This is a genomic window from Formivibrio sp. oc-25, assembly GCF_055810895.1.
This window is the reverse complement of sequence record NZ_JBVVOL010000004.1, coordinates 153704-173423: the sequence shown is the minus strand read 5'-3', so window position 1 is coordinate 173423 and position 19720 is coordinate 153704. Positions and strand designations below refer to the sequence as shown.

The 19720-nt window shown below is 61.6% G+C and carries 20 protein-coding genes and 1 riboswitch; of the genes, 4 read left to right on the top strand and 16 right to left on the bottom strand.

Features of this window, described 5'->3' with window-relative positions; translation table 11 throughout:
* The first annotated feature begins 211 nt into the window (after window positions 1-211).
* Entirely contained in the window at window positions 212-1363 is a 1152-nt protein-coding gene (locus AC0KVQ_RS04340) for an MFS transporter (RefSeq protein WP_473419901.1), read from the top strand.
* A 192-nt stretch (window positions 1364-1555) separates the two neighbouring features.
* Here AC0KVQ_RS04340 and pssA read toward each other — a convergent pair whose 3' ends face one another.
* Window positions 1556-2983: a CDP-diacylglycerol--serine O-phosphatidyltransferase gene (gene pssA / locus AC0KVQ_RS04335; protein ID WP_473419900.1), complete on the bottom strand. Its 1428-nt coding sequence runs from the start codon at window positions 2981-2983 to the stop codon at window positions 1556-1558.
* On the opposite strand from pssA, the gene AC0KVQ_RS04330 reads away from it, so the two are divergent.
* Window positions 2982-3167 (top strand): hypothetical protein, encoded by a 186-nt coding sequence (locus AC0KVQ_RS04330; RefSeq protein WP_473419899.1) that lies wholly within the window; start codon window positions 2982-2984, stop codon window positions 3165-3167. The two genes, pssA and AC0KVQ_RS04330, sit on opposite strands and share 2 nt — an antisense overlap.
* Here AC0KVQ_RS04330 and AC0KVQ_RS04325 read toward each other — a convergent pair.
* The 3 genes from AC0KVQ_RS04325 to AC0KVQ_RS04315 form a co-directional block, all read right to left on the bottom strand.
* Complete coding sequence (locus AC0KVQ_RS04325) at window positions 3160-4116, bottom strand: alpha/beta hydrolase (protein WP_473419898.1); 957 nt, start codon at window positions 4114-4116, stop codon at window positions 3160-3162. The two genes, AC0KVQ_RS04330 and AC0KVQ_RS04325, sit on opposite strands and share 8 nt — an antisense overlap.
* 18 nt (window positions 4117-4134) lie before the next feature.
* Window positions 4135-5100: an alpha/beta hydrolase gene (locus tag AC0KVQ_RS04320; RefSeq protein WP_473419897.1), complete on the bottom strand. Its 966-nt coding sequence runs from the start codon at window positions 5098-5100 to the stop codon at window positions 4135-4137.
* 246 nt (window positions 5101-5346) lie between these two features.
* The gene (locus AC0KVQ_RS04315) at window positions 5347-5880 is read right to left on the bottom strand and encodes a hemerythrin domain-containing protein (RefSeq protein WP_473419896.1); all 534 of its coding nucleotides are present in this window, start codon (window positions 5878-5880) and stop codon (window positions 5347-5349) included.
* A 180-nt stretch (window positions 5881-6060) separates the two neighbouring features.
* Between AC0KVQ_RS04315 and AC0KVQ_RS04310 the strand changes: the two genes are divergently transcribed.
* Entirely contained in the window at window positions 6061-6930 is an 870-nt protein-coding gene (locus AC0KVQ_RS04310; RefSeq protein WP_473419895.1) for a DMT family transporter, read from the top strand.
* On the opposite strand, the gene waaA is transcribed toward AC0KVQ_RS04310, so the two are convergent.
* Together waaA and waaC are read right to left on the bottom strand one after the other, a co-directional pair.
* Window positions 6903-8171, bottom strand: coding sequence for a lipid IV(A) 3-deoxy-D-manno-octulosonic acid transferase (waaA, locus tag AC0KVQ_RS04305; protein ID WP_473419894.1), 1269 nt, complete (start codon window positions 8169-8171; stop codon window positions 6903-6905). The genes AC0KVQ_RS04310 and waaA overlap by 28 nt on opposite strands.
* Window positions 8168-9139 carry a lipopolysaccharide heptosyltransferase I gene (waaC, locus tag AC0KVQ_RS04300; protein WP_473419893.1) on the bottom strand — a complete coding sequence of 324 codons (972 nt, stop codon included), beginning with the start codon at window positions 9137-9139 and terminating at the stop codon, window positions 8168-8170. Before waaC ends, waaA begins: the two co-directional genes overlap by 4 nt.
* Before the next feature lie 123 nt (window positions 9140-9262).
* On the opposite strand from waaC, the gene AC0KVQ_RS04295 reads away from it, so the two are divergent.
* The gene (locus AC0KVQ_RS04295) at window positions 9263-9889 is read left to right on the top strand and encodes a GGDEF domain-containing protein (protein WP_473419892.1); all 627 of its coding nucleotides are present in this window, start codon (window positions 9263-9265) and stop codon (window positions 9887-9889) included.
* Between the two features lie 9 nt (window positions 9890-9898).
* Here AC0KVQ_RS04295 and AC0KVQ_RS04290 read toward each other — a convergent pair whose 3' ends face one another.
* From AC0KVQ_RS04290 to AC0KVQ_RS04245, 10 genes are all read right to left on the bottom strand, one after another.
* Window positions 9899-10612 carry an energy transducer TonB gene (locus tag AC0KVQ_RS04290; RefSeq protein ID WP_473419891.1) on the bottom strand — a complete coding sequence of 238 codons (714 nt, stop codon included), beginning with the start codon at window positions 10610-10612 and terminating at the stop codon, window positions 9899-9901.
* A gap of 1 nt (window position 10613) precedes the next feature.
* A complete protein-coding gene (gene cobS, locus AC0KVQ_RS04285; RefSeq protein WP_473419890.1) occupies window positions 10614-11324 on the bottom strand; it encodes an adenosylcobinamide-GDP ribazoletransferase in 711 nt (236 codons plus the stop codon).
* Window positions 11325-11971: 647 nt separating this feature from the next.
* On the bottom strand, window positions 11972-12487 hold the full coding sequence (locus tag AC0KVQ_RS04280) for a histidine phosphatase family protein (RefSeq protein WP_473419889.1): 516 nt from the start codon (window positions 12485-12487) through the stop codon (window positions 11972-11974).
* Between the two features lie 4 nt (window positions 12488-12491).
* Window positions 12492-13277: an ABC transporter ATP-binding protein gene (locus AC0KVQ_RS04275; protein WP_473419888.1), complete on the bottom strand. Its 786-nt coding sequence runs from the start codon at window positions 13275-13277 to the stop codon at window positions 12492-12494.
* Window positions 13250-14233 carry a FecCD family ABC transporter permease gene (locus AC0KVQ_RS04270; RefSeq protein ID WP_473419887.1) on the bottom strand — a complete coding sequence of 328 codons (984 nt, stop codon included), beginning with the start codon at window positions 14231-14233 and terminating at the stop codon, window positions 13250-13252. The genes AC0KVQ_RS04275 and AC0KVQ_RS04270 overlap by 28 nt, the downstream gene beginning before the upstream one ends.
* Window positions 14230-15099 carry a cobalamin-binding protein gene (locus tag AC0KVQ_RS04265; RefSeq protein ID WP_473419886.1) on the bottom strand — a complete coding sequence of 290 codons (870 nt, stop codon included), beginning with the start codon at window positions 15097-15099 and terminating at the stop codon, window positions 14230-14232. Before AC0KVQ_RS04265 ends, AC0KVQ_RS04270 begins: the two co-directional genes overlap by 4 nt.
* On the bottom strand, window positions 15096-15704 hold the full coding sequence (cobO, locus tag AC0KVQ_RS04260) for a cob(I)yrinic acid a,c-diamide adenosyltransferase (RefSeq protein ID WP_473419885.1): 609 nt from the start codon (window positions 15702-15704) through the stop codon (window positions 15096-15098). The genes AC0KVQ_RS04265 and cobO overlap by 4 nt, the downstream gene beginning before the upstream one ends.
* Window positions 15705-15859: 155 nt before the next feature.
* Window positions 15860-16912: a nicotinate-nucleotide--dimethylbenzimidazole phosphoribosyltransferase gene (cobT, locus tag AC0KVQ_RS04255; protein WP_473419884.1), complete on the bottom strand. Its 1053-nt coding sequence runs from the start codon at window positions 16910-16912 to the stop codon at window positions 15860-15862.
* Window positions 16909-17427, bottom strand: a complete 519-nt coding sequence (gene cobU, locus AC0KVQ_RS04250) for a bifunctional adenosylcobinamide kinase/adenosylcobinamide-phosphate guanylyltransferase (RefSeq protein ID WP_473419883.1) — start codon at window positions 17425-17427, stop codon at window positions 16909-16911. The genes cobT and cobU overlap by 4 nt, the downstream gene beginning before the upstream one ends.
* Complete coding sequence (locus AC0KVQ_RS04245) at window positions 17427-19337, bottom strand: TonB-dependent receptor domain-containing protein (RefSeq protein WP_473419882.1); 1911 nt, start codon at window positions 19335-19337, stop codon at window positions 17427-17429. Before AC0KVQ_RS04245 ends, cobU begins: the two co-directional genes overlap by 1 nt.
* A gap of 161 nt (window positions 19338-19498) precedes the next feature.
* Window positions 19499-19684: riboswitch (cobalamin riboswitch) on the bottom strand.
* Window positions 19685-19720: the final 36 nt, after the last annotated feature.

The window sequence follows — 19720 nt, the reverse complement described above, 5'->3', positions numbered from 1 at the left end:
GTAGCGCGGAGCGCCGACCGCCCGGGGGCTGCTTTCTTTGGTTACTTTCTTTGCAGAAGCAAAGAAAGTAACTCACCCGCCGGGGTGAATTCCCGGCCAAACCAGGCGAGCAGCACCATGCTGTCGTTTTACCCACCCACCACTCCATGGGTGCGTGCACAACCCAACAGTGGATATGGCATCCGCCGCAATCCAGTGAGATCATCGCCCGATGCCCATCGAATCTGCTCCCCGTCGCGCCCGTCTGGCTACCATGCTGCTGTTTTTTCTCAGTGGCGCCACCTATGCCACCTGGGGCATCCATATCCCTACCCTGCAACGCCAGTTTTCCCTGAGCGAAGGCTGGCTGTCGCTGGCCATGTTCGCGGTAGCAGGCGGCGCCATCGTCGCCATGCCGACCTTGGGACGCTGGATCCAGCGCAGTGGCAGCCATCGCGCCGCCCTGTATGGCGCAATCGGTCTGGGACTGACATTGGCGCTGATTCTACTGGTACCGACCTTCCCGTTTTTGCTCGGCATCTTGCTGCTGTTTGGCGTGACCAATGCCGCGTTTGATGTCGCCATGAACGCACAGGCCGTGACCGTCGAAACAGCACTTGGCAAACCGATCATGTCGTCGTTGCATGGCATGTTCAGTCTGGGCGGCATGCTGGGGGCATCTTTCGGCGCAGCCCTGCTGGCGGCCGGGCTGAGTGCGCTGGAACACGTCCTGCTGTTGGCGGCGTTAGTCATGATGAGTGGCGTTGCGGCTTTCTTTTATTTGCTGCCGGATCATGCCGCCAGCCACGAGCAGGAGGCCGACGCGCACGTTTCCGCATCCCGGCTGGTGCGCATGCTGGGCTGGCTGGCCTTGCTGGGGCTGATCGCCGAGGGCGCCATGTATGACTGGAGCGTGATCTATGCGCGCGATACCGCGCAGATGGATGCGGCCAGCAGCAGTCTGGCCTATGCGGCCTTTTCCGGCGGCATGGCTGCCGGGCGCTTCGGTGGCGACTGGCTGCGCGCCCGCCATGGCGGCGTCACGCTGTTGCGCGGCAGCGCCGCACTTTCGCTGTCCGGACTGTTGCTGGCACTGATCTGGCCCGGCACGGCCCTGATCGGATTCACGCTGGTCGGACTGGGGGCCGCCAACCTGATTCCGGTGCTGTTTGTCGCAGCCGCACGCATTCCGGGGGTGGCACCGGCTGTCGGGATTGCCAAGGTGGCGCGGCTGGCCTACATCGGATTGTTGCTCGGCCCGGTCCTGATTGGCAGTCTGGCCCAGGCCAGTTCACTCAGATGGGCACTGGTGCTGGTGGCGCTGAACATCGCCCTGATCGGCTGCCTGGCGCAGCGGGCACTACGCGAGATTCCACCCGCCTGACAGGTGTTCAGAACCTGTTCTCAGAACTTGTTTACGATCTTGCTGCGAAGCCGTGATCGGGGCTCATGCGCTACTCAAAACACCGAAAAGGTGCTTTCTGCGAGGCGTCCTCATGTACTCCCTGTACATTCCGGTTTTTGCGCTGCTCTTCACCCCGCTGACGGCTTCTCGCTACAGATCGTGAACTAGTTCTTAGAGCAGACGATTGAGCAGGCGATCCAACTGTACCCGCTTGATGCGCCTGAGCATCTTCTGCACGGCAGGCGGGTAATCGCCCGGAGTTTCCAGTTCGGAGTAGTGGGCCAGACGCTTGGTATGCTGGCGAATGGCATCCAGCTCGGCTTCGTGCTGGGCGCACAGCAGGCGCTGCGGATCATGCAGCAGCAAGCCATTTTCCAGATCAAGCGACCAGGCGCGCGGGTTGATGTTGCTGCCAGTCAGCAGCGCTTTGTCGTCATCGATCCACAGCCCCTTGAGGTGGAAGCTGTTGCTGCCATGGCGCCACAGCAGGATATTGAGCTGTCCCTGATCAATTTCACGCGCGTGCGTCCGGGCGAGGCGGCGCAAGTTGTTTTCATACAGATACGGCAACAGGCCGATGGTCTTGAACGGCTCATCCGGCGGAATATAGAAATCGTTGGCGGTCTTGTCGCCGACAATCAGCGTGATCTCGCAGCCATTGCGCAACAATTGCCGCAACACCGAACGAACCTGGCGCGGCAGGTTGAAATAAGGCGTAAGAATGGTCAGCTGCCGGCGGGTGCTCTGCAACAAGGCCAGGATCGTGTCATTGAGCAGATTGTCGCTGCGCCCGAAACCGAGGATAGGCGTCACCCCGATGGCTTGCGGGGCGATCAGTTGTTCCGGCACACGGTACTGCGCCTCCTGCAATTGCTGGCGCAACTGGCGGATTTCCGGCTGGATATCCTGCGTGGCGGGCCGGGCCGGCGATTGCAGCAGGTTGACGCCGGCATGCGTGCGCAATTGCTGCAGCATGAATTCGCTCAGGCAGTCGGCCAGTGGGGCGCTGTGGATGAAATGATAGCGATCCAGCCGGTAGCGGCCATGGCGCGCCAGGTAAACATCGTTCAGGCTGGCGCCGCTGTAGATCACGGTATCATCGATCACGAAGCCCTTCAGATGCAGCACACCGAAAATTTCACGGCTTTTCACTGGCACGCCGTAGATCTGCACGCCATCGCCGTACTTTTCCGCGTATTCGCAATACATGGCGGCATTGCCGGCACTACGTACTTTGCCGATCAGTCCGCGCTGGGCGCGATGCCAATCGACGAACACGGCAATATCAAGCTCCGGGCAACGGACCTTGGCTGCATAGAGCGCATCCATGACTTCACGACCTGCAGTGTCGTCCTGCAAGTAGAGCGCCGAGAGATGGATTCTCCGGGTGGCATTGGCGATTTCCGCCAGCAGTTGCTTACGGAAATCGATCGCATTCGTCAACGCACGAACGTCCACTGCCGGCACCGATATCCGCGGCAGGTTTGCGAGCAGTGCATCAGGATTGGAAGGGCGGCGAAACAGACGCATCGCGCCAAGACGGGTGGGCAGCAATGATTTCATGCTGGCAGTATAACGATCTGTTTTCGCGATGACCATGCCAAAAATCCGCATCCAGCGTGCAGCATTGCGGACCTCGGCAGGATATCCGTACGCGCTGGTGGCCAACCCGGCAAGCCAGCAAGTTGCCCCGCTGCACCAGCCTGGAGAGCAGAAAAACCCAAGGCGGCAAGGCCGGGCCAGCCGCACCAGCGACCGGCCACCGGCCGTGCGTGCTACTTGATCATGCCAATGGCTTGCAGCCACTGTGCGGCCAGATTCGGCCAGACAGAAACCGGCATCTGGCGCGTATCGCGGATACCGAAGCCGTGCTCGCCATCCTTGAAGATGTGCAACTCGGCCGGCACCCCGGCACGGCGCAGCGCGGCGTAATAACGCAAGCCGTTCTCGCTTGGCACCGCCGAATCGTTATCGGCCAGTACCAGGAAAGTCCTGGGCGTATCCTTGCTGACATGCTCATCGGCCGAATAAGCCTTGATCAGCGCAGCGGCAGGATTCTTGCCGATCAGATTGGTACGCGAATCTCCGTGCGTCACGCCATCCTCCATCGACACCACCGGGTAGAGCAGGATCTGGAAATCCGGCCGCGCCGATAACTGATCCGCAGCATCCACCGGTTCATATACTTTCTGTGCAAACTTGCCGCCCAGGCTGGCCGCCATATGGCCGGCGGCAGAAGCCCCCATGAATCCAATCCGGTTCGGATCCAGCCCCCACTCCTCGGCATGCTGGCGCACCACGCGCACGGCACGCTGGGCATCCTGCAGCGGCACATCCTTGCCGTTGGCATGCCCTTCTGCCGGCAAACGGTATTGCATCAACAGCACGGTCACCCCGTACGGATTGAGCCAGCGCGCCATCTCGGCAGCTTCCTTGTCGAGCACGATGCGCGCATACGCGCCACCCGGCGCAACAATCACCGCCGTACCGTTTGGTTTATCCGGCACGAATGCGGTCAGATTCGGCCTGGTAATGCCGGTAACGACCCGATCCGGCCAATACGCCACCTTGCTGCGCTCGGTGACGGTCAACTGGGCCACAGACTGCTCCGACCCCGGCCCGACGCCCGGCCACAGCTCAATGACATCACGCGTCTTCAGCGGTGCCGCTTCTGTCACACCCGCCACCATCAATGCCGCGGCCAACAGGCCGGCTTGCCATATTTTCTGCATATTCTTCTCCAGACCCGTTCAGCGGTTCGTTGCCAGCGTGCTCATCCAGCTCTGCATCAGCGCGGGCCACTGCTTGGCCGCGCCCTGTGCCAGACGGATACCGAAACCATGGCCACTCTGCGGGAACACATGCAATTCCGCCGGCACCTTTGTCTGTTTGAGGCTGCGATAGAACAACAAGCTGTTCACCGGATTGACGCCATTGTCGTCATCCGCCAAGGCGATAAACGTCGGTGGCACGGTCTTGCCTACCTGTTTGTCGGCAGAAAAGGCTTCGATCTCGCCTGCAGAGGGATGATCACCCAGCAGCATCTTGCGGGAATCGGCATGCGTCCATTGTGCATCCATGCTGATCACCGGATACAGCAGGGCGAGAAAATCCGGACGGGCAGTGAGCTTATCGGCAGCATCCACCGGCGGGTAGGCCTGGAAATCAAAGCGTGTGGCCAGGGTCGCCATCAAATGACCACCGGCAGACATCCCCAGCACCCCGATTCTCGCCGGATTGAGTCCCCAATCGGCAGCATGGCTGCGAATCACACGCATGGCACGCTGGGCATCCTGCAGCGGCACCCATTGCCGGTTGGCATGTCCTTCTCCGGGCAGACGGTACTTCAGCACAAACACCGTCACGCCGGCCTGGTTGAAGGCCTGGCCGATATCGGCGCCTTCCTTGTCCGCCACCACGCGCATATAAGCGCCGCCCGGCGCCACCAGCAAGGTGGTGCCATTGGGCTTGGCCGGCACATAGGCAGTCAGGGTCGGTCGGGTGATGCCGGCATAGGCACGATCCAGCATGGCCGGATCCTTGCTGCGTTCGGTCACGACTTCCTTGATGCCGAGGCTGGCCGAGCCCGGCGCCGCAGTCGGCCACAGGGCGATTTCCTCACCATGCCTGAGCTCTGCACCATAGACACTGGCGCACAAAATGCCGGCCAGCAGCGCTGTTGCGGTAGCCACCGGCTTTGTTTGACTTCTTGTCATGCTGCGATCTCCATAAGCTTTGCCAATATTATCGATCTGGTTTAACAATCAGACCAGAAAACATGCTAGGACAAAGTGTGACCGATAACAAGAAAGTTCTGGAAAGACGGAATGCACAAGCAGCACATGAGCCCCGATCACGGCTTCGCAGCAAGATCGTGGACAAATTCTCAGAACAAAAGGAATGATCCTGCCCGTGGCCTATCGCACAACAGCGAAAATCCCCGCAGGGCAGGCAAGGAAAAATCAGGCAGTTGTTGACGCGCCGCGCCGGGCTGCCATCTTGCGTCCCAGCTCGGTCAACTCGTCGGTGCTGAGCAGGCTGGCGGCATGGGGATAAATCTGATCATCCTCCACCTGTGCATGCGCGGGATAACGCTGTGAAAACTCGCGTGCAAGTTCCTGCGGCAGTTCCGCAGACTCGCCGGCTGCAATGGCCACCAATCTGGCACGCACCTGCTGCCATAGTTGCGCCAGTTCGACATGCTCTTCAAACATGGTCTGGCCCGCCAACTGCCGCAGGCGTTCATCGCCGCGCGCTGCCAGCAGGGGAAACAGGTCTTCCTCCTCGTCCTGGTGATGCAGCGGCGCGGCCACATCGAAATAGCGCATGATCGCCGCGGCTGCCTGGCGGGCCTGTTCGTCGGCACCGTGTTCGGGCAGGTGCTGTGCCAGCTTGAGCGCCAGACCGGCATAGTGGCGCACGCGATCATGGCAAGCCATCAACAGGGCGATCGGATCATCAAACGATGCTGCGGGCTCGGCAAATAATTGGGCCATGACCTTCTCCAAATCAAAAAAGCACTTTACCCGACTATTTAACTCGGGATTTGTCCGTCAATCAATAATTAAAAGTTATCAAAGCCGGCTTTTCCACATATATCACACGCACATTTTGCTGGCAGAATAACGGCTTCCCTTTCCTTACCTGGGCCTGAGAAAATTCCGGCCCGATTCATCATGTTTGCCCACCTCGCTGGCGGTTTTTCCCTGGTCTGCATCTGGTCCACCACCTCACTCGGCATCAAATGGAGCGTGACCGGGATCGATTACAGCCTGTCGCTGCTGCTCCGTTTTACCCTGGCCTTTGTGATCATGGCCATGCTGATGATCGTCCGTCGCACACCCCTCCCTCCATTCGCCAGCACCTGGCGCGCATGGCTTGCGGCAGGCGGGGGAACGACGTTCTCGATGATCTGCACCTACTGGGCCTCGCAATACATCAACTCCGGCTTGGTAGCCGTGCTGCACGGACTGACTCCGCTGGCCACGGCCATTTTTGCCTGGCTGTGGCTCAAGCAACGCATCGCACGCAACGAGATGATCGGTATTGCGCTGGCCATCACCGGACTGGCCACCATTTTTTCGGATCATCTCAGTTTCAGCCCGGACGGCATTCCGGCCTTGGTCGCTGTGCTGCTGGCCGTGTGTGGCAACAGTGCCGGCATGGTCAAGCTCAAGCACTATTCGCAAGGGCTGGATACTTTCGTGGTCAGTACGGGATCGATGGCGGTCGGCATATTGATGAGCGTGGCAATATGGCTGGCGTATGGCATGCCCATACCGGAATCCGTTCCGCCACGCGCCCTGGGGGCGATTCTCTATCTGGCACTGTTTGGATCTGCCGTGGCACTCAGCATGTATTTCTGGCTGATCCGCGAATGCAAGCCCACCCAGATTGCGCTGATCCCGATGATCGCCACCGTTTCCGCGTTGTGGCTGGGTAACTTCCTGAATGATGAAGTGCTCACCCGCGATATCCTGATCGGCTCAGGCCTGATCATCGCCGGTCTGGCACTGCATCAGCTCGGCACCTTGCGCAGCAGATAATCCAGCAAACGCTGCGTGGCGCCACGGTGTGCGGCTGCGAACTCCCGCCCGGCCCGGCCCATGGCAGCACGGGCAGCGTCGTCACCCAGCAACCGCAATACCTCCAGCACGAGCTGATCGGCATCGGATTTCTGCCGGGCGGCGCCGCAAGCCAGCGCCAGCTCGGCGGCCTGGGCAAAGTTGAACACGGATGGCCCCAGCAGCACCGGCGCGCCCACGGCGCAGGCTTCAATCAGATTCTGGCTGCCAAAGGGCAGGATCGAGCCGCCCATGACCACCACATCAGCGGCAGAAAACCAGGCCGTCATCTCGCTCATGCTGTCACCCAGCAGCACCTTGATGTCCGGTGCCAGCGCCTCACCCTGCCACAGGCTGCGGCGCACGGCGGGCACATTCTGCTGTGCGAGCATGCCCGCCACTTCGTCAAAACGCTGCGGATGGCGCGGCACCAGCAACAGCAGCAGGTCTGCGGGCCAGCCCGCGCGTTTGAGCGCATCGAGCAGGACGATTTCCTCGCCTTCGCGGCTGGAGGCAAACAGCAGCAGCTTGCGCCCAGCCAGTGCAACTTTCCAGCCCTGCCCGCGCTCGATCAGGTTTGCTGGGGGCAGGTTGTCGAACTTGATATTGCCCATGATCTCGACTTCGCCTGCTCCCAGCGCACGCAAGCGTTCGGCATCGGCCGGACTTTGCGCCAGCACGCCGGCGAGCCTTGCCATCGCAGGTGCAATCAGCGGCTTGATGCGCAGATAGCCATCCAGCGATTTTTGCGATAGCCGCGCATTGGCCAGCACCAGCGGAACGCCGTCCTCGGCACAGGCATGCATCAGGTTCGGCCACAGTTCGGTTTCCATCAGCAAGCCCAGTTTCGGCCTGAAATGCGCCAGGAAACGCTGTACCGCACCCGGGTAGTCATAGGGCAGAAAGACAATTTCCGCATCCTGGCCGAACAGTTCCCGGGCCGTGGCACGCCCGGTCGGGGTCATGCAGGTCAGCAACAGCGGCAATGCAGGATTTTGTGCCTTGAGTGCCTTGACCAGCGGCGCTGTGGCGCGCATTTCGCCCACCGATACCGCATGCAGCCACACCGGCCGATCGCGTCCGTCCTCGCGTGGCGGATAGAAACCCAGACGTTCGCCCCAGTGCAGGCGATACTCCGGCTGCTTGCGACTGCGCTTGAGCAGGTAAAGAAAGATGAAGGGAAAACCGAGCCAGAGCAGGAAGCGGTAGAGAAGACGGATCATGCACGCATCCTTGCAACATCCAGGCCGGCACGAACCGTTTCGACCACGTCCGCAACAGTCGGCGGCTGTTGTACGCCACCGAGGCTGCGGGAGAACAGCCTTCCCGTCGCACCGGCATGATGCGGATCGGAATCGACAAAAATGCCCACTGTTGGTGTATCGACCGCCGCAGCCAGATGCATCAGGCCGGTATCCACACCGATAACGATCCGTGCATCGGCAAGCAAGCGTGCGCCTTCAACCAGATTGAACCTCGGGCAAATCAGACTTTGCGGCAGTACCTGCGCCAGTCGCTCGACACGCGCACGCTCATGCGGTGCACCCCAGGGAAAAACCGGCATCAAGCCCTGCGAAACCAGCCAGTGCCCCAAGGCAATCCAGTCATTTTCCGGCCAGCATTTGGCTTCGCGTGCCGTTGCGGTCAGACAAACGGCATAGGGAATTCGCGGCTGCCAATCCAGCATCAAGTCTGGCGCCTGAATGCCGTAGTTCAATTCCCCCTGGGGAACATACCCTGCAGCAGCCGCGAGCAACAATCGGTTGCGCTCAATGATATGTACCGGCGGGATATCGTATTTCCGATCGAAAAAGAGTGTCGCAAAAGGATCACGCACGGTTTTTCGGCTGCACCCGGCCAATGGCCCTCCTGCCAATTTTCCGACGATTGCACTTTTGAGCAGCCCTTGGGTGTCGACGACCAGATCATATTCGGTTGATTGCAGATCGCGCCGGAATGCCAGTATTTCACGCCAGGTCTTTTTCGAAAAAAGACTTTTTCTCCAACGACGCAAGGCAAAAGGAATGATTCTGTGCACTGCGGGATGCAGGCGTGCCAGGCCGACAAAGGCTTCTTCCACTACCCAGTGAATCTGGGCATCAGGATAGGCTGATGCCAAATCCGTGACGGCAGGAAAGGTATGAATGATGTCGCCCATCGACGACATGCGAACAATCAGGATCTTTTTCATGCGCGGATTGTAGGCCGAGCCGTCCGGGCTTACAAATATCCGCCAATCGTGCCGGCAGGCTCTTCAAAACCGGCTTGAGCGGCTACACTCACAACATTGTCACCCACCAAACCGATAGCCACCATGCCCCTCGCGCCGGAAACGCTCTACGCGCTGCTTGCCCTCACCACCCTGACCAGCATCATGCTGGCCATTGCCTGTATCCGCCTCTGGCAAGGCAAGCGTACCCTGCTCGCCAGCCAGGAAGCCGAGCGCGGTCTCGACCCGCTGACCGGGGTGTGGAATCGTCTGCGTTTCATGGAGCTCGCCGAGCGGGAGCTCAATCACGTTCAGCGCACCGGCCGCAGTGCGGCGGCATTGATCGTCGATCTGGATCACGGCATGCGTATCAATGAAGAATACGGCCACCTTGGCGGCGACAAGGCGGTGCAGTTCCTTGCGCGCTGTGCTCAGGACACGATCCGCGACTACGACCTGCTGGCCCGCTATTCCGGGGAAGAGCTGGTGATGCTGCTGCCGGACACCACGGCAGAAGGTGCCGAGGCAGTGGCACGGCGCCTGCGCGATGCCATCGCCGCTGAAGATGTCACGCTGGAAAACGGCAAGCATTTCCTGATCACGGTGACCATCGGCATCGCGGCGGTCTCACGGGAAACGGATACGCTGGACGACCTGCTGCTGGCCGCAGACACAGCACTGCGCGAAGCCAAGACACAGGGGCACAACCGCACTGCGGTGCAGAGAGTCTAACAACAGGTTCTAGTCATCCAGCCGGAACACCACCGGCACCGCAATGCGCATGGCAACAGCACTGCCATTCACGCTGGCCGGTATGCAGCGCCAGCGCCGCGCCGCATGCAGGGCCGCCTCGTCGAGCCTGACAAACCCGCTACTGCCAGCCAAGCCTTCGACCTCGACCTGACCGGAAGCCAGCACCTGCGCCTTGACCACGACCCGACCCTCAACACCGTCACGCCGAAGATCGCGCGGATAATCCCCCTCCTGCAAACGGGTATCGCAGCGTGGCAGCAGCCGCACGGCAGGCACCGGCTTGCCGGCGTCGGTATCGCGCATTGCAACGCCCGTCAACGAAGCCGAACCCGGCGCACTGACTGCGGCTACCGGTCCTTGATTGTTCACGACAGCCGCTGGCTGTGGTTCAACGATCGGCAATTGTGCTGGCGACGGAGCCTCTGGCACCGACATCGGCATCGGCACTGTTTTGGCAGGAACAACAGGCGAAGGTGGCAACAGGCTGGCAAATTTGGTTTGTTTCGGCAACACATCTTCGACCGATGTCACCGTCGACGGCAAGGCCTGCTCGCCCGACGGGTGCTGAATCTGTATCTGCAAGGGCATCGGCGCCAGGTCGATCAACCAGCGCGGCCCTGGCAAGAACAGGATCAGCGCATGCCCGGCAATCACGCCCAGCAGGATCCAGGCTCGCGTGCGCAGGCGCAGGCCGAATGCCATCTCAGGCCATTCCCGCCAGCAACAGCAGCCCCAGCTCCATCACTTCGATGCCGGCGCCCAGACAATCGCCGCTCATGCCGCCGAGTGCCTTCTGCAGCCAGCGCCTGAACAGCCAGATAGCCAGCGGCGCCAGCAAGAACAATGGCTGCATCCACGCCGAGAATGCCAACAACAGCAGCAGCCAGATCCAGCGTGCGCGACGCGGCAGCTGCCAGCCAAACTGTTCGCCATAACCCGGGCTGAGTGAAGGCAGGGTCTGCCAGAACAGCGGCCCAAGCCTTGCCCAGGCCGGGATCAGCACCAGCGCCAGCCAATGCCCGCCGCGCGCCAGTAACATCAGCAGCACCAGTTTGCCAGCCAGCGTCACAATCAGGGTGAGCACGCCAAAACTGCCAAGATGCGGGTCCTTCATCACCGCCAGCAAGCGCTCACGATCACGATGCGCGGCACCAAGCGCATCGGCCACGTCTGCGAGCCCATCCAGATGCAGGCCACCGGTGATCGCGACCCACACCAGCATGGCCACCCATGCCGCCAGCCAGGGATCGACCTGGGCAGCCGCCCATGCCACGCCTGCCAACAAACCACCCAGCAGCAATCCGACCAGCGGAAACCAGCGCGCCGAGCCGGCCAGCAAGGCAGGACTGAAATTGCGCACCTGCGGAGTGGGAATGCGCGTGAGGAACTGGATGGCCAGGATCAGGCTTTGCATGGCAATCCCGATGGATGGGCCAGACGGAAATCCGGCTCGGGTTCAGAGGTGCCGTCTGGGGTCATTCGTGTTTTGGGATAGTTTGGTGGCAATGATTGGCTCCTCTGACTTCTTGTTTTTTGCGCCTGCGGCGCGTGGTTTTGGGTGCCGTTTCCGCACGGCGGGCAGGAAGGGGCTTTGTCTCGCCAAAGCCCCCTTCGACCGAAGGGAGTCCCTGAGGGACACCCCAAAGGCGCCCCCAACCGCCAGCCCCTTCGTGGTTCCCTTGCGTTTCTCGAAGATCGCGGCGGCTGCGGATCAAAGTGGTACTAACAATCGCTGTGACACAATGAAGCATTGTTGACAACACCCCAAATCCCAATGCTGCTGATTAGTACGCCCCAACCCCCTTCAAGGCCGCCGAGTGCGCGGAGGGAGACCCGGGCTCCCGACCAAACGAGGGTAGCGCGGAGCGCCGGACGCCCGGGGGCTGCTTTCTTTGGTTACTTTCTTTGCAGAAGCAAAGAAAGTGACTCACCTGCCGGGGTGAACGCCCGGCCAACCCAGGCATCCATGGCAAACGCCGCCCTCTCCCCACCCCTCTCCCGCAAGCGGGCGAGGGAGCATTTGGCAGCCCGGGTTAGCCACAGGCGTAACCCGGGAAATGGCTACACCACCAACTCATACGGCTTGCCGTATTCGATCGGATAAATCCAGCGCTCGGATTCCGCAATCACCCCGGCTTGCGCCAAGGCCATGCGAATCACGCCGGCATGGGTAATCACCACCGCCCGCACCAGCCCCATCTCGCGCCAGCATTCCAGCACATACTCCCAGCGAAACCGCAGCATCGCAGCGTTTTCGCCGCCTCCGGGGCGGTAATGCCAGATGTCTGCCGCCCATGCATCCAGCTCCGCACGCGGTAGCGCATCCCACGGCATGCCTTCCCACAGGCCGAAATCCAGTTCGTGCAAATGTGGCCAGAACTGGGTTCTGCTCGAAAAGACTTCTGCCAACTGGCGGCAGCGCAGCGCCGGGCTGCTGAATACCGGCCAATCCGACCAGGCCGACAACGCGGCCAGACAGGCAGGAATCGCCTCGGCATCCGCCGCCAGATCATGGCGTCCGTAGCAGATGCCGGAATCCCCTACGATCGGCGGGTGACGCATCAGGATCAGTTGCATTGCCCTACCCCGCCACAAACCAGCCGCCTTGCCCATCACCGATCCGGCGTACCGGGCAGTGATACAAGGAGGACAAATGCTCTGCCGTCAGCACATCGGCCACAGGCCCGGCCAGCCAGCGACCATCGCCGAACAGCAACAAGGCATGGCTGGCCAGATCGCGCGCATGATTCGGGTCATGGCTGACCATCACCACGGTTTTGCCCATAGCGACCTCTTCGCGCAGGATGGCGAGTGCCTGCTGCTGGTGACGCAGATCGAGCTGCGACAAAGGTTCGTCGAGCAGCAACAACTCGGCATCCTGCGTGAGCGTGGTGGCCAGCGCCACACGGCGGCGTTCTCCGCCCGAGAGCGTGGCCAGATCGCGCATTTCCAGCCCGTCCAGATCAAGCCGGACGAGCTGCGTTCGTGCCAGCGCGATGTCATCGGCACCCTCCCAATCCCAGCGCCCCAGATGCGGTTCGCGCCCGGTCAGTGTTTTGGCCAGCACGGAAAGCGGAAACGGATTTTCATCGGCTTGCGCCAGCCAGGCCATCTTGCGGGCACGCTCGCGTGCCGGCCAATCTCCCAGGACTTTCCCGTCCAGCCGGATATCGCCGGTCTCCGGCTTGAGCCAGCCGGCCAGCGTGGCCAGCAACGTGCTCTTGCCGCTACCGTTCTCACCCAGCACCAGCCAGCACTGGCCAAGTGCGATATCGAGATTCAGCCCGTTCACCAGCCGGCGAGTGCCACGCACGAGCGAGAGATTGTGCACGGCAAGCATCAGCGCGCCCTCTGCTGCAACAGCCACAAAAACACCGGCACACCGAACAGTGCCATCATCACACCCACCGGCAACTGTTGCGGCGCGAGCACCACGCGGCAGGCGATATCGGCAGCAAGCAGTACGCCACCACCGGCCAGCGCACAAGCCGGCAGCAACAGGCGCATGTCCTGCCCCAGCAGCAGTCGCAAGGCATGCGGCACGATCAGGCCGACAAAACCGATCATGCCGGCCGTGGTCACCGCAGCGGCCGTCGCCACAGCGGAAGCGAAATACAGCAGCCATTGCAGGCGGCGCGTATCCACGCCCAGCGCATGCGCCGGCTGCAGGCCCAGCCCAAGCAGGTTGAGCGCGCGCGCAAACGGCCAGACCCCCAGCAAGAGCAGCAGCAGTACGCCTCCCGCCACCTGCCAGTTGGCGCCAGACAGATCGCCGAGCAGCCAGAACACCATGCCGCGCAGCAGGCCATCCGGGGCGACACTCAATAGCAGAGACGTCGCCGCGCCACAAAATGCTGCCAGCGCTACGCCAGTCAGCAAGAGCCGTACCTGACTGGACGAATGATCGCGCCCGGCCAGCAAAAAGACGATCAGGATCACCGCCAGCGCACCGCTTGCCGCACCCAGATTGACCAGCCAGAGACTGCTTCCCAGCAACATCGCCAGCAGTGCGCCGACGCTGGCTCCACCCGAGGTTCCAAGGATGTACGGGTCCGCCAGCGGATTGCGCAACAGCACCTGTTGCAGGCAACCCGCCAGCGCCAGCAAGGCGCCGACCGCCAGCGCGGCCAGCGTGCGCGGCAGGCGCAGGCTGAACACGATCTCGCGCGCGAGTTCTGCATCTGGCCCATCAGACAAAAGCTGCCATGGCCGGTAGCTGGTGGAGCCCAGGCACAGGCTGGCCAGCGTAATCAGCACCACGGCCAGCAGCAGGCCGGTCAAGACAAGAATCAAGCGGGAGCGGGAAAGCGTGGCTGGCTTCACGATTGCCTGGCCTTATCGACGGCTTCGCACAGCGCCGCCACACCGTCGACCAGACGCGGCCCCATTCGGATCAGCAGATCGCGCGGCAGCGTTACCAGCTGCCGTTTTTTCACGGCGGCAAGCTGCGGCCAGCGCTGCCACTGCGCCAGCCATTCGTTCGGGCCATCATGTACGCGGCTGGTCACGATCAGTTGCGGGTTTGCCGCCAGTACGGCCTCTTCGTCGATGGTCGGCGTCAACGCGGGCAGATCGCCAAACACGTTGACCGCACCGCAGATGCGCAGCGCATCCGAGATGATCTGCTCGCGGTTGACCGTCATCAGCGGTCTGTCCCACACCTGGTAAAACACACGCACCGGCGAGCGTTGCGCGTACTGTTTTTCCAGTGCGGCGAGCTGGTTGCGAAAGCGTGCGGCAACCTGCCCGGCTTCGACCGGTTTGCCGGCAAGCACGCCCAGGCGCTCCAGTACGCCCGGAACATCCTGCAGCCGGCGCACATCGTCATGGAAAACGGGAATACCGAGCGTTTCGACCATCGCCAGTTGTCTGTGCGGGTTGCCGCTTTGCCAGGCTACGATCAGGTCGGGTTTGAGCGTGCGGATGCGCTCCAGATCGAAACCATCATAGCCGCCCACGCGCGCGACCCGCTTCGCGGCCGGGGGGTAATCGCTAAAGTCGACCGTACCGACTACCTGGGCACCCGCGCCGATGGCAAACAGGTCTTCAGCCAGATGCGGCGACAGGCTGACGATGCGCCGCGCCGGCTGGGCCAGCGTGACGGTATGGCCGCGATCATCGATCACGCTCACTGCGGCCAGCAGCAAGGGCGCGCACAGGGCGATCAGCAGACCCGGCCAGATTTTCACCACTCCACCCCTTTCTGGGCACGAATGCCGGCCTCGTAGGCGTGCTTGACCGGGTGCATGTCGGTGACGGTATCGGCGATCTCGATCAGCGCCGGCTGCGCGCCGCGCCCGGTGATCACCACATGCTGCATCTCGGGCCGGCCTTGCAGGTCGCGTACGATCACCTCCGCATCCAGATAGCCGTACTGGATCGTATAGGTGAGTTCATCGAGCACCACCAGATCGAAGCTGGCATCCTGCAGCATGCGCCGCGCAACTTCCCAGGCAGCCTGCGCGGTTCGGGTGTCCTGCTCGCGGTTTTGCGTATCCCAGGTGAAGCCATCACCCATCACATGCCATTCCACACCGGGCAGTTTTGAGAAAAAGCCTTCTTCGCCGGTATCGGTCCGGCTCTTGATGAACTGCACCACGCCCACCTTCATGCCGTGGCCCAGCGCGCGTGCCACCATGCCGAACGCGGACGACGACTTGCCCTTGCCGTTGCCGGTAAGAATCAGCAACAGGCCGGTATCGGCATTGGCCTCGGCGATTTTCTGGTCGATCAGCGCTTTCTTGCGCGCCATGCGCGCGGCATGACGGGCGTTGCGTTCTGCTTCGGTACTCACGTGGTGCTCCAGATTTGTTTCATCGCAATTTTCTTGGTTCTGATGCAAAAACAATGAGGTCGTAGGACGGGTTTCAACCCGTCACAATGGTGCATTACAACGCCTCGACGCTGACGGACTGAAGTCCATCCTACAGAGAAAATCTCGCAGCACGACTATGAACTGGAAACCCCGGCCTCGGCAAACGTGGCCATCTGCCCATGCAGCGCACAGGCCAGTTGCACCAGTGGAAAGGCCGTGGCGGCACCGCTGCCTTCGCCCAGACGCAGATTCAAGCGTACCAGCGGCTGACCCGCCAGCGCAGCCAGAACACGTGCATGCGCAGGTTCGGCCGACTGGTGACCGAAGATCAGCCAGTCCAGTACGCCCGGATTGAGCTTCACGGCCGCCAGCGCGGCCACGCTGCTGATGAAGCCATCCACGATCACCGGCAGACCGGCTTGCGCTGCCGCCAGATAGGCACCCGCCATGGCAGCAATTTCACACCCGCCCAGCGTGGCCAGCACGGTCAGCGGCGAATCGAGGCGCGCCGCCTGCTTCTTGAGCGCCACCGAGATCAGGAACGCCTTGCGTGACACGCCGGCCGGGTTCAGCCCCGTTCCCGGACCGGCCAGCTCATCGGGCGAGCTATCGAGCCATACACAGGCCAGTGCACTTGCGCTCGTGGTATTGCCGATGCCCATCTCACCGGCAATGAAGCAATCGGCACCAGCCGCCAGCGCCCGCGCCACCGCGGCGCGACCTGCATCCAGCGCGGCCTCGCACTGGGTCACAGTCATCGCCGGCGCTTCCAGAAAGTTGGCTGTACCCGGCATCACCTTGGCCTGTACCACGCCGGGCAGCGCCGAGGTATCGCTCATCACGCCGACATCAACGACCTCGAACTGCGCCCGAATCTGGCGTGCCAGTACGCAGATTGCCGCACCGCCTGCAGAAAAGTTGGCCACCATCTGTGCGGTGACCTCGGCAGGAAAAGCCGAAACACCGGCCACCGCCACGCCATGATCGGCGGCAAAAATGCTGATCCACGGTTGCTGCACTTGCGGACACACCCGGCCCTGCATCCCGGCCAGCCGGATTGCCAGCGCTTCGAGTTCGCCCAGCGAGCCGGACGGTTTGGTCAACTGCTGCTGGCGCGCCGCTGCGGCGGCTTGCGATGCCTGGCACACAGCCTGTACCGGCTGTTGCCACCAACGATTATTCATCATCCTTCCTTTTTTACCGGCATGGGGATGCCGGCCACCACCAGGGTCACGCGCGGCACACTGCGCGCAATGTCCTGATGCAATCGTCCGGCTTCATCGCGGAAACGCCGCGCCAGTGCGTTATCTGGCACGATGCCGAATCCCACTTCGTTGCTGACCAGCAGCAACGACCCTGTTCGCGCTTGCACCAATTCTGTCAGGAATGCCCGCCGCTCGGCCAGCCAGGCCGCTTCGTCGTCGCGGCACAGCCAGTTGGTCAGCCAGAGCGTGAGGCAATCCACCACCGTGAACTGATCCCGGTTGGCAGCCAATGCAGCAGCCAGTTGCAACGGCTCCTCCAGCGTTTGCCAGTGCGGCGGGCGTTCAGACTGATGATGCGAGATGCGTTCTCGCATCTCGTCATCATAAGCTTGCGCCGTGGCCACCCAGATCACCGGCCCGGCATGGGCCAGCGCCTGATTGAGCGCATGGCGACTCTTGCCGCTGCGCGCCCCGCCCAGGATCAGTTCAACCGGCATTACATGCTCCAGCGCAGGCCGACATAGACATTGCGACCCGGCATGGCGTAATCCTTGACCGAGACATAATCGTTGTCGAGCACATTGTTCAGACGGGCATTGAGCTGCCAGTCGCGGGCAAACTGCCAGTTCGCTGCCAGGTTCACCAAGCCATAACCTGCTACACGCTCGGTGTTGGTGGTATTGGTATAGCGCTTACCCACCAGCTTGAGTTCGCTGCGAAGCTGCCAGTCACCCAGCTTGACGCCCGCATGCAGCGCGCCGGACTGGCGGGCACGATAGGTCAACTGCTTGCCATCGTTGTCGCCGCCCGAGATATCGCGGGCATCGAGCCAATCATAGTTACCGCCAAAGCTGAACACCTCTCCCTGCCAGGAAGCCTGCAGGCTGGCGCCTCGCAGCATGGCACGCCCGACATTGCTCGGCTGCCATGGCCCCCAGGTATCATTCGGATCAACCGGCGCCCATTCGATCAGATTGCTGACCCGGTTGCGGAACAGCGTCAGCCCAGCTTGCAACCCGTCCTGCCGGTAACGCACGAACACTTCCCGGTTCAGGGATTTTTCAGGCTGCAGGTTCGGGTTGCCCTTGTTGCCATAGCCATCATCCGGGAAATACAGATCATTGAACGACGGTGCACGGAAACCAGTACCGATATTGCCACCGGCCTGCCAGGCTGGCAGGAACTGCCAGCTCGCACCGGCCTGCCCACTGGTATGGTTACCGAATTGCGAGTTGTCATCGTTGCGCACATTGGCCTGCAGGTTCCAGTCACCCAGCTTGACCAGATAACCACCCAACAGGCTGTTGATGCGACGCTGTTTCACCGGGTAGTCCTCGCTGCTGGCAATGCGCTGTTCCAGCGTTTCCATGCCCAGTGTCGCCGTTCCCGGCCCGACCCGGATATCGTTCTGCCAGCCCAGCTGAACCTGGCGTGTGGTATAGCTTGCCTTGCTATCGCTTAGATCGGTATCCGAAACCGGCGTGAAATCATCGCTGTCGTCCATGCTGTAACCAGCCAGCAATCGGGTCGTCCAGATATCCGTGAGTGCATGGCGACTCCAGAGGCTGGCTGATGCCTGCCGTGATTCACCCCGGTAATCGTATTCCTGTGCAGCAGCATTCCAGAACGCATCGTTCACATAGCCATCGCGCTGGTTACGGGCCTTGGCCAACAGCAGATTGGTGCCGATTTCGTTTGCCTCATTGATCTTGTGGCTGATGGCAGCGCTCACGCTGGTATTGCGGTAGCCATCGCTATCCGGGTAATACCCGGAGTTGGTCGGGCTGCTGCTGACATTGACACCATCGGTCTGGTTATGTGCCAGACCCAGCGAATAACGGGTATCGCCCGCGCTGCCCGAGACACTGGCACTGGCAGCACGGGTACCGTCGCTACCCAAACCGACTTCCACGACCGTACGCGGAGTCTTGCCGCCCTGACGGGTAAAGATCTGAATCACGCCACCGATAGCATCCGACCCGTACAGACTCGCTGCGGCACCGCGCAGAATTTCGATGCGATCGATCTGCTCCAGCGGCAGATCCTGCAGACTGGCTGAGCCCAGCGTAGCAGAACCCCAGCGCATGCCATCGATCAGAACCAGCGTCTGGCTGGCATTGGCTCCACGCAGGTAAACACTGGAAGTCTTGCCGGCACCACCGGCGTTGGTGATCTGCACGCCCGGCTGCTGCGACAGTACCTCGACCAGCGTCTGGCCGCGCTGGGCTTCAAGCTCCTTGCGGCTGATCACGGTGACATCGCCGATGACTTCACGCTGCGACTGCGCCACGCGCGCTGCCGTGATCACCGTTTCAGGCAACTCGATAATGGTTTCGGTCTCGCCGGCTTGCACCGATGCTGCGGCCAGGACCATACAGGGGAAAACAGGAAGGGAACGCCATTGCATGAAACAATACTCCAGATGTTACGCCCGCTGCGTAACAGGGGTTTGAGGTAACGGCGGATGCAATGGCGGAAGACTGGCACGGCTCAGGTGGCGCGATGGATTCTCCGCCGCGTGCACCCTGCCGCGCGATTGGGTTGCAGACTGACTGAACCCGCTTCGGCTGCTCGCCGAAGTCCAAGGCCGGTATCCGGGCTGGCAAGACTTGATCTGCCGCCTTCCCGCGCTTTCGCGCAGTGGCTTGTTGGCAGACCCACACTTGCTCACCGTTGCAGGGGCAGCACAGGTTTTTCACCTGTTTCCCGTTTAACCGGCATGAACATGCCGGCACCTCGAAGGCCGCGATTCTAAACGTTTTTTTTCAATTGCGCTGCGTATACCCAAAA

Excerpts from the sequence above, each read along its gene's own strand:
- AC0KVQ_RS04330 (WP_473419899.1), top strand. The coding sequence starts at position 2,982 with ATGCCAAAAATCCGCATCCAGCGTGCAGCATTGCGGACCTCGGCAGGA.
- AC0KVQ_RS04245 (WP_473419882.1), bottom strand. The coding sequence starts at position 19,337 with ATGCAATGGCGTTCCCTTCCTGTTTTCCCCTGTATGGTCCTGGCCGCA.
- waaA (WP_473419894.1), bottom strand. The coding sequence starts at position 8,171 with ATGATCCGTCTTCTCTACCGCTTCCTGCTCTGGCTCGGTTTTCCCTTC.
- AC0KVQ_RS04320 (WP_473419897.1), bottom strand. The coding sequence starts at position 5,100 with ATGACAAGAAGTCAAACAAAGCCGGTGGCTACCGCAACAGCGCTGCTG.
- cobU (WP_473419883.1), bottom strand. The coding sequence starts at position 17,427 with ATGCCGGTTGAACTGATCCTGGGCGGGGCGCGCAGCGGCAAGAGTCGC.
- AC0KVQ_RS04315 (WP_473419896.1), bottom strand. The coding sequence starts at position 5,880 with ATGGCCCAATTATTTGCCGAGCCCGCAGCATCGTTTGATGATCCGATC.
- AC0KVQ_RS04280 (WP_473419889.1), bottom strand. The coding sequence starts at position 12,487 with ATGCAACTGATCCTGATGCGTCACCCGCCGATCGTAGGGGATTCCGGC.
- AC0KVQ_RS04295 (WP_473419892.1), top strand. The coding sequence starts at position 9,263 with ATGCCCCTCGCGCCGGAAACGCTCTACGCGCTGCTTGCCCTCACCACC.
- waaC (WP_473419893.1), bottom strand. The coding sequence starts at position 9,139 with ATGAAAAAGATCCTGATTGTTCGCATGTCGTCGATGGGCGACATCATT.
- cobT (WP_473419884.1), bottom strand. The coding sequence starts at position 16,912 with ATGATGAATAATCGTTGGTGGCAACAGCCGGTACAGGCTGTGTGCCAG.
- AC0KVQ_RS04340 (WP_473419901.1), top strand. The coding sequence starts at position 212 with ATGCCCATCGAATCTGCTCCCCGTCGCGCCCGTCTGGCTACCATGCTG.
- AC0KVQ_RS04310 (WP_473419895.1), top strand. The coding sequence starts at position 6,061 with ATGTTTGCCCACCTCGCTGGCGGTTTTTCCCTGGTCTGCATCTGGTCC.
- cobS (WP_473419890.1), bottom strand. The coding sequence starts at position 11,324 with ATGCAAAGCCTGATCCTGGCCATCCAGTTCCTCACGCGCATTCCCACT.
- AC0KVQ_RS04290 (WP_473419891.1), bottom strand. The coding sequence starts at position 10,612 with ATGGCATTCGGCCTGCGCCTGCGCACGCGAGCCTGGATCCTGCTGGGC.
- AC0KVQ_RS04325 (WP_473419898.1), bottom strand. The coding sequence starts at position 4,116 with ATGCAGAAAATATGGCAAGCCGGCCTGTTGGCCGCGGCATTGATGGTG.
- pssA (WP_473419900.1), bottom strand. The coding sequence starts at position 2,983 with ATGGTCATCGCGAAAACAGATCGTTATACTGCCAGCATGAAATCATTG.